At 66.6% G+C, this 11,073-nt stretch carries 8 protein-coding genes and 1 pseudogene; 5 read left to right on the top strand and 4 right to left on the bottom strand.

The genetic code is table 11. From position 1 onward, the window contains the following. Window positions 1–30 precede the first annotated feature (30 nt). The gene (locus VJ811_RS02975; protein ID WP_324070790.1) at window positions 31–807 is read right to left on the bottom strand and encodes an SDR family NAD(P)-dependent oxidoreductase; all 777 of its coding nucleotides are present in this window, start codon (window positions 805–807) and stop codon (window positions 31–33) included. A gap of 397 nt (window positions 808–1,204) precedes the next feature. Between VJ811_RS02975 and VJ811_RS02970 the strand changes: the two genes are divergently transcribed. Continuing rightward, complete coding sequence (locus tag VJ811_RS02970; RefSeq protein WP_324070788.1) at window positions 1,205–2,794, top strand: Na+/H+ antiporter; 1,590 nt, start codon at window positions 1,205–1,207, stop codon at window positions 2,792–2,794. Here the strand turns inward: VJ811_RS02970 and VJ811_RS02965 are convergent. Further along, window positions 2,791–3,219 (bottom strand): annotated as a pseudogene (locus tag VJ811_RS02965) (glycoside hydrolase domain-containing protein); the annotation flags it as partial. The gene VJ811_RS02970 and the pseudogene VJ811_RS02965 sit on opposite strands and share 4 nt — an antisense overlap. Window positions 3,220–3,374: 155 nt before the next feature. On the opposite strand from VJ811_RS02965, the gene VJ811_RS02960 reads away from it, so the two are divergent. Next, window positions 3,375–4,745, top strand: coding sequence for a sugar porter family MFS transporter (locus VJ811_RS02960; RefSeq protein WP_324070787.1), 1,371 nt, complete (start codon window positions 3,375–3,377; stop codon window positions 4,743–4,745). Between the two features lie 4 nt (window positions 4,746–4,749). Here the strand turns inward: VJ811_RS02960 and VJ811_RS02955 are convergent, their stop codons facing one another. Continuing rightward, window positions 4,750–5,991 (bottom strand): ROK family transcriptional regulator, encoded by a 1,242-nt coding sequence (locus VJ811_RS02955; RefSeq protein WP_324070786.1) that lies wholly within the window; start codon window positions 5,989–5,991, stop codon window positions 4,750–4,752. A 240-nt stretch (window positions 5,992–6,231) separates the two neighbouring features. Then, the gene (locus VJ811_RS02950; RefSeq protein ID WP_324070785.1) at window positions 6,232–7,878 is read right to left on the bottom strand and encodes an N-acyl-D-amino-acid deacylase family protein; all 1,647 of its coding nucleotides are present in this window, start codon (window positions 7,876–7,878) and stop codon (window positions 6,232–6,234) included. A gap of 184 nt (window positions 7,879–8,062) precedes the next feature. Between VJ811_RS02950 and VJ811_RS02945 the strand changes: the two genes are divergently transcribed. From VJ811_RS02945 to dgcA, 3 genes are all read left to right on the top strand, one after another. Next, entirely contained in the window at window positions 8,063–8,947 is an 885-nt protein-coding gene (locus VJ811_RS02945) for a LysR family transcriptional regulator (protein WP_324070784.1), read from the top strand. A gap of 95 nt (window positions 8,948–9,042) precedes the next feature. Then, window positions 9,043–10,065: an N-acetyltransferase DgcN gene (dgcN, locus tag VJ811_RS02940; protein WP_324070783.1), complete on the top strand. Its 1,023-nt coding sequence runs from the start codon at window positions 9,043–9,045 to the stop codon at window positions 10,063–10,065. A gap of 10 nt (window positions 10,066–10,075) precedes the next feature. Then, entirely contained in the window at window positions 10,076–11,068 is a 993-nt protein-coding gene (gene dgcA / locus VJ811_RS02935) for an N-acetyl-D-Glu racemase DgcA (protein ID WP_324070782.1), read from the top strand. Window positions 11,069–11,073 lie beyond the last annotated feature (5 nt).

The raw sequence follows: 11,073 nt of genomic DNA, 5'->3' as shown, positions 1-11,073 counted from the left end.
CCGCGCCGCGCGCCTCAATCAGCAGCTCGCTCATAATGTCTGCCCGTCGTCGACGGTGATCACGCTCCCCGTGATCCCGAGCGCGGCGTCGGAGCAGAGCATCAGCAGCGGCGCGTGCAGGTCGGTGGCGGGGCGCATGCGCTGGCGCGGAAAGCTCTTCACCATCGCCGCGCCGACGTCGCCCTCGAACAATTCGGCGGTCATTTCGGATTCGAAATAGCCGGGCTGGATCACATTGACGCTGATCCCGCGCCGCGCCCATTCGCGCGCCAGTGCCTTGCCCAGATGCCGCACCGCCGCCTTGGTCGCGCCATAGACCGAGGTCGCGGGGAAAACCTTCTCGGCGGTGATCGAGCCGATCAGGACGATGCGACCATGCTGCTTCTCGCGGCTGCCCGCCTTGTCGAGCCGCCTGGCGCCCTCGGTCGCGGTCAGGAAGACGCCGCGGACATTGGCGGCGAGCAGGAAGTCGACGTCGCCCGCCGATAGGCTCATCGCCATCTTCTCGGTCGCGACCCCGGCGTTGGCCACGATCGTGTCGACGGTGCCGAACGCGGCTTCCGCAGCATCATAGGCGGCGATCGTCGATGCCTCGTCGGTGACGTCCATGCTGACCGCGATCGCCTGCCCGCCCGCCGCTTCGATCGCGGCGACCTGTTCGGCGAGCTTGTCGGCGCGGCGCGCCGCGAGCACGACCTTCGCGCCCGCCGCCGCGAGTGCCTTGGCAAAGCCTGCGCCTAGACCCGAGGACGCCCCGGTCACCAGCGCCACGCGTCCCGTGAGGTCGAACTTCGGTTGCTCCGCCATCATACTCCCCTTCCTTCGTTTGCTATGCATTGACCCTGATTGACGTTCGCGTCAACCGGGTGGGCGGCCCCGCTGAAAAACCGCAAGAAACAGGTTGACGAGCATATTATGTTCTCCTAATGTTCTCTTGTGCACACCAAACCTCATCCCCCGTCGCGGCTGCCGAGCGTGGCGGGCGGGGGATAAAGGGCTCCCTCTTTCGCATTGCCCCGGCGCGGCATGGCTGCGTGCTTGGATGAACTTCGTCGCGAAGGCCGCCAAGCTTTTGCGCTAGCCCAATCTCCAGCATTGATCGCGGCAACAAACGCCGTCACACATGGTCTCGTGGGATTGGACGAAACAAGGGGCTTCCATATGTCAGCATTGGTCGACGTCGGCATGGACCGGGTCTGAGCCGATGCACGCCGTCGAAACCTTCGAACTCGTCCTCGGGCTGCTCGCGCTTGTCATCGGGCTGCACTGGCTCGCGCAAAAGCTGCACTGGCCGCCCGCGACCGCGCTCCTCGTCGGCGGCGGCGCGCTCGCCTTCATCCCGGGATTGCCGGCGATCTCGCTCGATCCCGAACTCGCGCTCGTGCTGTTCCTGCCGCCGCTGTTGATGGACGGCGCCTATTTCACCGCGCTCGGCCGGTTTCGCCGTCACCTTCCCGGTATCTTGTCGCTAGCTGTTGGTGCGGTCGTTTTCACGACGCTTGTCGTCGGCGTGGTCGTCCATTTGATCCTCCCCAACCTGCCCTGGGCCGCCTGCTTCGCGCTCGGCGCGATCGTCTCGCCGCCCGACGCGGTGTCGGCGCGCGCGGTGCTGAAAGGCGTTCATTTGCCCCGCCGGCTCGAAGCCCTGCTCGAAGGCGAAAGCCTGCTCAACGATGCGACCGGCCTCATCCTCTTCCGCTTCGCCGTCGCCGCGACGCTCAGCGGGGTGTTCCACACCGGCGAAGCCGTTCAGAGCTTTGCCTTTGTCGCGATCGGCGGGGCAATCATCGGCGCGCTGGTCGCCGCGGGCTGGATTTTCCTCGCCAAGCGCCTCCAGGACCGCATGCTCGTGATGCTCGTCACGATCCTGCTGTGCTGGGCCGCCTATATCGCGGGCGAGGCCGTGCATGTGTCGGGCGTGATCGCAACGGTGACCGCGGGCCTTGCGATGGGCTGGTATCAGCATGAGATCTTGTCCGCCGACGTCCGTCTTCGCGCCAATTCGGCGTGGTTCATCATGGTGTTCGTGCTCGAAGCTCTCGTCTTCATCCTGATCGGTTTTTCGCTGCGCGGCGCGATCGAGCGGATCGGCGGGATCGAGGCGATGCCGCTATCGTGGACCATCGTGATCGCCGCCGTCGTGATCACCGTGACCATCGCGCGCTTCGTCTGGATTTTCGGATCGGAGGCGGTTCTGGGAATCGCCCGCAAGGTCGGACTGGAACGCGCCCGTCCGCTGGGCTGGCGGCAGGCGACGGTGCTGAGTTGGGCGGGGATGCGCGGCGTCGTGACGCTGGCGGTGCCGCTGACCCTCCCCGTCGACATGCCCGGGCGCGACCTGATGCTGATCTGCGCCTTCGCGGTGATCTTTGTCACCGTCGTTGCGCAGGGATCGAGCCTCGGCATGCTCATCCGCGCGGTCAAGCCGGTCGACACCGATCCGCCCGCCAAAATGGCGCTGCCCGCCGCCGAAGCCGCGATGGCGCGCGCGCGGTTCGCGGTCATCGAACGGCTCGCCTATGACGAAGATGGGACGCTGATCCATCCGATGATGCTCGAAGAACATCGCAAACGGATGAACTTCATGGAGCGTTACGAGGCCGATGCCAGCACCGCAATGGACGGGCTACGCTCGCATGTCGACGTCCTGCTCCAGGCGATCGCCGCGGGGCGCGCCGAGTTGATCCGGATCCACCGCGCCGGACTGATCGAGGACGAGGTTCTCCACGAACTCGAACGCGACCTCGACGTCGAGGAGATGGCGATGACGTTACAGATGGGCGAGCAGGTCTAGCGCTCCGTCGACTGCGAATAGGGCCGCGCGCCCGGCGCCTTGCCCCATGCGGTGCCGGGCTTGACCTGCATCGTGAAGCGCAGCGTGCCGCCGCTGCGGATTTCGACGTCCGAAATCCAGCTGCGCGTCGGCGGCTTGCCGTTGAGTTCGACCTTGCCGAAATAGCGGTTCGCATCGGAAAGCCCCGCCGTCTCCACTATGAAACGCTTGCCGCCGGGCAGGTTCAGCACCGCGCGGTCGACGAACGGCCGACCGATCACATATTGGTTGGGCCCCGGCGCGACGGGATAGAAACCGAGTCCGGTGAAGACGAGCCACGCCGACATCTGGCCAAGGTCGTCGTTGCCCGAGAGGCCGTCAGGGGTCGGCTTTTACTGGCTGTCAACAATCTGCTTCAGCCGCTCCTGCGTGCGCCATGGCGCACCGTTCCGGTGCGGGCCTGATTTTTGGAAAACTGCCCCGGCGGGACACTCGTCGTCAAGATAATAATGAAAATTAATTTATTTGATCGGAATCGCCTTTGTGGCATGCCTGCGGGCAATCAGGACGGGCGCCGACGCTCGATCCGCCGGAGAGAGTGATGACAGGCAAGCACAACAGCGAAGCATTTCCCGTGCCCGGCGCGCCGCAGCGCCCCGGAGGTCGCGGCACTCTTGCTGCCGCCATCGGGACGGCCGCCCTGGCCGGACTCCTCTTTGGGTTCGACACCGCGGTCATCGCTGGCGTGACGGGCGACCTCACGCAGTTGTTCGCCCTCACCCCCGAAACGCTCGGCATCACCGTATCGGCGGCGCTGTGGGGCACGCTCGTCGGCGCGCTGTTCGCCGGCAAGCCCGGCGATGCCTTCGGCAGCCGCGACAGCCTGCGGATACTCGCCGCCTTCTATTTCGTCGCAGGACCAGGCTGTGCGCTGGCGTCGAGCTGGCCGCTGTTCCTCATCTTCCGCTTCATGTGCGGGCTCGCGATCGGCGGCTCGTCGGTGCTAGCCCCCGTCTATATCGCCGAGATCGCGCCGCCGCGGCACCGCGGGTTCCTCGTCGGCCTGTTCCAGCTGATGATCGTGACCGGCATTCTCGTCGCCTATCTCAGCAACGCGACGATCGCAGGACTGGTCGGCGGAGAGGCGGCTTGGCGGTGGAAGCTGGGCGTCACCGCCGCCCCTGCCCTGATCTTCTTCGTGCTGCTGTTCGCGATCCCCAACAGCCCGCGCTGGCTCGTCGCCAAGGGCCGCCGCGACGAAGCGCGCATCGCGCTGGCGCGGATCGGCACGGCGCCCGAAGCAGCCGAAGCCGAACTCCGCCGCTTCGAGCAAGCGCTCGAACGCGACCCGCCGGGCGAGAAGCTGTCGTGGCGCCGCCATCGCCGGCCGATGACGCTCGTGATGCTCGTCGCGATGTTCAACCAGCTCGCCGGCATCAACGCGGTGCTCTATTATCTCAACGACATCTTCGTCCGGGCCGGCTCGCTGTCGCCCGACCGGCAGGCGGTGCTGATCGGGATCGCCAATCTGGTCTTCACCCTCGTCGGCATGGCGCTGATCGACCGGATCGGGCGCAAGACGTTGCTGCTCGCCGGCGCCGCGGGCATGACCTTGTGCCTCGCCGCCGCCGCGGGAGTTCTCTACGGTGCGCTAGATAACGGCCTGATGCTGCCCGCGCTCATCGGCTTCATCGCCTTCTTCGCGACGAGCCAGGGCGCGGTCATCTGGGTCTATATTTCGGAGATATTTCCCACCCCCGTCCGCGCGCGCGGCAGCGCGCTCGGCGCCAGCACGCATTGGCTGATGAACGCGCTGATCGCCGGTATCTTCCCGATATTGGTGGCGTGGTCACCGGGAGCGCCGTTCGCGATCTTCGCCGCCGCGATGGTCGTCCAGTTCATCGTCGTCGTGGCGATCTTCCCCGAAACGCGCGGCATCGACCTCGACGAGATGACGCAGCGGATCGAGTAAAGCGTCAGCGCCCCGCCTGCATCAGGATCGATTCGGACGGCAGGACATTGTCGAGGAACGGGATGATCGCGGCGCCAATTGCCGACGCATCCTCGGCCGCCTCGGCGCGTAGCACCGGCGCCACTACGGGAAGCTTGCGCCCCGCCATCCGGGCATTGAGCCGCTCGACAAGCGCATCGACCAATTTGCCCGGGAGGCGCCCGCCGATGAGGATTGCGGCCGGATTGATCATGCAGTTTACTGCGATCAGCGGCTGAACCAGCACGTCCGCGGCATCGTCGAGCCATTGGACGATCACCGCTTCCTGCTCCGCCGGGCCATCGATCAGCGCCTCGGGCCTGTCGACGACATGCCCCCCCGCTTCCAGCCGGGCGTAAAGCGCCGACAGCGAAACCGTGTCCTGAACATTCGCGCCCTCGCCGCGCGCGGGATCGGGTAGCGCCCAAATCTCGCCCGACCGCGAATCGGCGCCGCGAACATAGCTGCGGTCGATCACCAGACCGCCGCCGAGGCCCGCGCTGATCAGCAGGTAAAAGAAGCTGGGAAGCGCGATGCCGTTGCCCAGATGGACCTCGCCGAGCGCCGCCGACGCCGCATCATTGTCGGCATGAAGCGGCCAAGGGAGCACTTCGCCGAGCAGCGCGCCAAGATCGATATCGTCCCACGCGTCATATTCGGTCGGCCGGCGCGGCAGCGAAATCCGCCCGAGATCGTCGGGGAGCGCGACCCCGACGCCAAGGATGCGTCCCCGGTCGACGCCGCCTTCTTTGAGCAACCCGGGCAGGATGTCGCGAACATGATCGACGACCGTTCCGGGCAGCGCGAAGGCGATCTCGCGCGTGTGGCGGCTGCGGACCTTGCCCGCGAGATCGAGCGTCACCAGCGTGATATGATCACGGTCGATGTTGAGCCCGATCGAAAAAGCGCCGTCGGGATCGATCACGATCCGCATCGCGGGCTGGCCGCGCTTGCCCTGCAACCGCCCCGCCGGCTTGACGAGCCCCAGGTCGATCAGCCGCTTGGTGATGTTGACGATCGTCGGCGGCGTCAGCCCGGTGACGCGCGCCAGGTCGCTGCGCGTCGTTTCGTCGGTCAGGCGAATGGCCTGCAGCACAATGCGCTGGTTATAGTCGCCCGCCCGCTCCAGATTGGTACCCGAAAGGCTGAGCGTCAGCCGCGCGTCGCGCGCCTCGGGACCATTTTTCGTCGATTGCCGCCGGTCAAGACCCGGAAGATTAAGGGCCATCGCTGGATTGTCCTTCAAACTGATCCGAATGCCCGGCGCCCCCCGCCAAACAGACTCGATTCATAAAATATAGGCGCTTTAATAATTCGATTTTAGATAAAGCCGAGCGGCGCCCTCCTGTCAATGACGCGCGGTGCGGCTGTGCCGCGAGGTCAATCGAGGCGAGGGGTGCCGGCTACAGGTTTCCGCAGCCGGGAGCGCACATCGCTCCCGCCTTTCGACAACCGCCGCGCAGATGGATCAAATCTGGGCGGGGCATCCGGCCGGGCGGGGCCGCAACAGCGCGCGCCCCGCGGCGGCGCCCGTCGTCCGCCCGCCGTCGACCGCGAGCGCGCCGTTGACGAACAATTCTCGCACGCCGACGCTGAGCTCGCGCGGGCGCACATAATCGGCGCGCGGAGCATATTGGTCGGGGTCGAAGACGAGCACATCGGCGAAATAGCCGGGACGCAGATAGCCGCGCCGGTCGAGCTTGTAGATGTCGGCGGTGCGCCCCGTCGACTGGCGGATGAAGGTAGCGAGGTCGATGACCTTCCGCTCGCGGACATAACGCGCATATTTTTCGGGGAAGGTCGCGAACATGCGCGGGTGGTCGTCCGATCCGTCGGACGATGTCACCATCCACGGCTGCTTCATCAGCAGGTCGACGTCGGCCTGCGCCATGTTGAACGACGCGACCGCGGTGCCGCCGCTTTTCGCTCCCCGCTCGCCCGCCTCGATGCTCTGCCGGATGATGCGCAGCGCCGCGTCGCGGCTGTCCATCTTCCATTCGGCCGCAACCTGCTCGAGCGTCCGGCCGGTCCACGGAAAGCCCTGCGCGATGAGCAGCAACGCGCTCGCGCCGCCGCGCCGGCGCAGATTCTCTTGCATCTCGCCGCGAATCCGTTCCAGCGTCACGGGATCATCCAGCCGCTTCAACAAGGCAGGCCCGCCGCCGTCGACCGCCCAGCGCGGCAGCAGCGACGCGTCGAGGCTCGATCCCGATGCCAGCCAGGGATATTGGTCGGCGGTCACATCGACGCCCGCCCCCCGCGCCGCATCGATCGCCGCGATCACCGCGCCCGCCTGTCCATGGACGTCGATGCCGAGCGCCTTCAGATGCGCGAAATGGACGGGCATTCCCGCCTGCCGCCCGATCCCGATCGCTTCCTGCACCGACCCGATCAGGCCGATACTGTAACTCGATTCGTCGCGCTGATGGGTGTCGTAGATGCCGCCGCGGCTCGCCGCCTCGCGCGCCACCGCGACGACCTCGTCGGTGGCCGCAAAGCTCTGCGGCGCATAGAAAAGCCCGGTCGATAGGCCGACGGCGCCTTCGCACATCCCCTTGGCCACCAGCGCCTTCATCCGGTCGAGCTCGGCGGGGCTCGGCGCCCGCGCATCCTGACCGAGCACGCGCTGGCGGACCGGGCCGAACCCAACGAACGGGACGATATTGGTGCCGATTCCCGATGCTGCCAGCTTGCCGCTGTCCTCCGCGACATCGGGCGTGCCCGACCCATCGACCCCGATCATCACAGTGGTCGCGCCTTGATTGAGCCAGGCCGCGTTGACGCGCACCGCCTTGTCGGGCGAGCGGATGAAGCTGTCGGCGTGGGTGTGCGGATCGATGAAGCCCGGCGCGACGATCATGCCTTTCGCATCGATGACCTTGCCCGCCGAATAGCGACCCGCCTTGCCGACGTAGACGATCCGGTCACCGCGAATGGCGACATCGCCGACAAAAGGTTTACCCTCGCCGCCGTCATGGATGGTGCCGCCGCGGATGATCACATCGACCGTCTCGTCCGGCTTCGCCGCCGCGCCGGCGACGCAGAGCAGCGCCGCGGCGACCGAAAGCGAACCGATCGTCCGGCGAACCGAAAGCGAGGCAAGCGGTTGGGGCATCGGCGTGATCCTTCCATGGAGCCTATATTAGGGATGAAGATGTCTCGATTGCACGTCCCGCGTCCAGACAGCGTTGTTGCACCCCCTATAACCCGATGGCATAGAGGTCAAAGCCATAGCAATATTCGGCCAAAACAAGGGTCAATCTCATGCCTCGGCGTTGCAACTTTGGGATCGTAACGGGATGAACCTGCGTCAGATCGAGATATTCCACGCGGTCTTCCTGCACGGCACGGTCAGCGCCGCCGCGCGCTCGCTCAACGTGTCGCAGCCGTCGGTGACCAAGGTGCTGCGCCATGCCGAACGGTCGATCGGCCTGACCCTGTTCGAACGGTCGAAGGGGCGGCTGATCCCGACGCAGGACGCGCACACGCTGTTCGCCGAAGTCTCCGACATTCAGGACCGGGTGCGCTCGCTGCGCCAGGCGTGCCAGAATCTGCGCCACGGACGCGGCGGGCTGCTTCGCATTTCGGCGCTGCCTTCGCTCGGCCTCGGCGCGATCCCCGAAGCGGTCGCCCGCTTCATGGGTGACCATGCGGACATCATGTTCGATCTCCAGACGCTGCATCACGACGAAATGGTGCGCAAACTCTACGAGCATGAAACCGACATCGCGATCAGTTTCGAGGTGCCCTTGTCGGCGCCCGTCGCGCATCAGGTGATCGGCGAGGGCGAGCTGGTCGTTATCTATCGCGAAGAGGATATGCCCGGCGCCCCGCCGCGCCTGCACCTCGACGAGCTGCGCGGGCACAAGTTCATCAGTCCGGTGCAGGGCGGCCCGATCGGACGGATGCTGTCGAGCGAGCTCAGCCGCCTCGAAGTGGAGCTGGACGAGGTCGTGTCGGCGCGAACCTATTATGTCGCCGCGGCGCTGGTAAGCGCGGGGGTCGGCATGGCGATCGTCGACAATTTCACCGCGCATGCCGCGCTGCCCCCCGGGCTATCGAGCCGGCCGCTGCAACCCGCGATCACCTTCGACATCAACGCGGTCTATCTGCAGAACCGCCCGCCATCGCGAACCGCGTCGGCGTTCCTCGCGGTGCTCGCGACGGTGATCGAGGGGCTATAGCATCAAGCTATAGGATATGGGGCGCTAGATATTGGGGCGTTACGGCAGCTAGGGATAATATCGGCCTTTCATCATCACGCAGGTTTCCCGGATCCATGATCGAAACGCCCTATCTTCTCTACCTCGGCCACTCCAGCGACCCCGCCGATATCAAGACCTCGCGCGGGCTCGCGGTGTTCCGGCCAGACATCTGTGTCGGCGAATATCGCCACGACGATTGCCCGCTGACCTTGAACCTGCCGCGCATGGATTTCGTCGCCGCACACGCCGCCGGCGCGCGCACACTCGTGCTCGGCATCGCCAATGCGGGCGGCAAGCTGGGCGAGGATCTGATTGTCGATGCGCTCGCCGCGATGGACGCCGGGCTCGACATCGCATCGGGGCTGCACCACCGGCTGAACGCCGAACCGCGCCTGATTGCAGCCGCGGCTCGGCTCGGGCGCAAGCTCCACGACGTGCGCGACCCGCGGCCCGACATTCCGATCGGCAACGGCAAGCCGCGCGCCGGCAAAAGGCTGCTGACCGTGGGCACCGATTGTTCGGTCGGCAAGATGTACACGACGCTGTGCCTCGCCAGCGCGCTCGAAAAGCGCGGGGTCGCCGCCGATTTCCGCGCCACCGGACAGACGGGCATTCTGGTCGCGGGCGACGGCGTTCCGCTCGACGCCGTGGTCGCCGACTTCATCTCGGGCGCGATCGAGCAGATTTCGCCCGCGCGCAGCGACGACGGCTGGGACCTGATCGAAGGGCAGGGTTCGCTCTATCACCCCTCGTTCGCGGGTGTGTCGACGGGGCTGCTGCACGGGGCGCAGCCCGATGCGCTCGTCCTCTGCCACGACCCGGTGCGCCCGCACATGCGCGGCCTGCCGCACTATCCGCTACCCGGCATTGCCGAAACGCTGGAGGCCAATCTGCGCGTGGCGCGGCTGACCAATGCCGATGTGCGGGTCGTGGGCATCGCGCTCAACACCTCGGCGATGCCCGAGGATGAAGCGCGTGCGTTATGCGCCACCATCGAGGCCGAATTCGGACTGCCGACTAGCGACCCCTATCGCTTCGGCGTCGAGACGATCCTCGACCGGCTGCTCGATACGCCCGCCACCGCCGAAGCCGTCTGATCGCCCGGCGATGCCCCGCACCCTAACCGTCGCCGGCGAAATCCTGCCGTTGCACACGCCGTTTCGCATATCGCGCGGGGTCAAGACCGCCGCCGAGGTCGTGACCGTCGCCATCGCGCGAGATGGGGTCACGGGCCGCGGCGAGTGCGTCCCCTACCCCCGCTATGGCGAAAATGTCGAAAGCACGATTGCCGCGATCGAAGCCGCGCGCGGCGCGATCGAACGCGGCGCGGGGCGGCGGGAGCTCTTGCAACTGATGCCCGCCGGCGCCGCGCGCAACGCGGTCGACTGCGCGCTATGGGATCTGGAACTGCGCCTCGCGGGCAGCGATTTCGCGGCGGCGCTGGGCCTCGAAAAACCGCTGCGCCCGATCGTCACCGCGATGACGGTCAGCTTGGACACCCCCGACCGCATGGCGGCCGCAGCCGCAGCGCTCGCCGACGCGCCGCTGGTCAAGGTGAAGGTCGACCAGAGCGATCCCGCCGCGCAGCTCAAGGCCGTTCGCGCTGCGGCGCCCAAGCCGAAAATGATCGTCGACCCCAACGAAAGCTGGACGATCGCCGAAGTGCGCGACCTGCAGGGACTGATGACCGATCTGCGCATCGACCTGCTCGAACAACCCCTCCCGGCCGATGCCGATGGCGACCTCATCGGCTTCCGCTCGGCGATCCCGATCGCCGCCGACGAGGCGGTGCATGTCGCGGCCGATCTCGAGGCGCTGCCCGACGGCTACGGCGTCGTGAACATCAAGCTCGACAAGACCGGCGGGCTGACCGCCGCGCTGGAACTGGCTGAGGCGGCGCGAACGCGCGGGCTCGGCGTGATGACCGGCTGCATGATCTGTTCTTCGCTCTCGATTGCGCCCGCGTGGGCCATCGCGGCGACGAGCAGCTTCGCCGACCTTGACGGACCGCTCTGGCTTGCAGAGGATCGCGCGGGCGGGGTCAGCGCGGCGAACGGCATCATGGCGCCGCCACGGCCCGGCTTCTGGGGCGGAATTTGATACGA

Origin of the sequence: Sphingopyxis sp. (genome assembly GCF_035250425.1) — a bacterium.
Classification (GTDB): Bacteria; Pseudomonadota; Alphaproteobacteria; order Sphingomonadales; family Sphingomonadaceae; genus Sphingopyxis.
The sequence above is the reverse complement of the archived record's forward strand: the minus strand, read 5'-3'. Positions and strand labels throughout refer to the sequence as shown.

What these genes read in the sequence shown, in the direction of transcription:
- VJ811_RS02960 (WP_324070787.1), top strand. Translation starts at nt 3,375, where the DNA reads ATGACAGGCAAGCACAACAGCGAAGCATTTCCCGTGCCCGGCGCGCCG.
- VJ811_RS02945 (WP_324070784.1), top strand. Translation starts at nt 8,063, where the DNA reads ATGAACCTGCGTCAGATCGAGATATTCCACGCGGTCTTCCTGCACGGC.
- VJ811_RS02950 (WP_324070785.1), bottom strand. Translation starts at nt 7,878, where the DNA reads ATGCCCCAACCGCTTGCCTCGCTTTCGGTTCGCCGGACGATCGGTTCG.
- dgcA (WP_324070782.1), top strand. Translation starts at nt 10,076, where the DNA reads ATGCCCCGCACCCTAACCGTCGCCGGCGAAATCCTGCCGTTGCACACG.
- VJ811_RS02975 (WP_324070790.1), bottom strand. Translation starts at nt 807, where the DNA reads ATGGCGGAGCAACCGAAGTTCGACCTCACGGGACGCGTGGCGCTGGTG.
- VJ811_RS02970 (WP_324070788.1), top strand. Translation starts at nt 1,205, where the DNA reads ATGCACGCCGTCGAAACCTTCGAACTCGTCCTCGGGCTGCTCGCGCTT.
- VJ811_RS02955 (WP_324070786.1), bottom strand. Translation starts at nt 5,991, where the DNA reads ATGGCCCTTAATCTTCCGGGTCTTGACCGGCGGCAATCGACGAAAAAT.
- dgcN (WP_324070783.1), top strand. Translation starts at nt 9,043, where the DNA reads ATGATCGAAACGCCCTATCTTCTCTACCTCGGCCACTCCAGCGACCCC.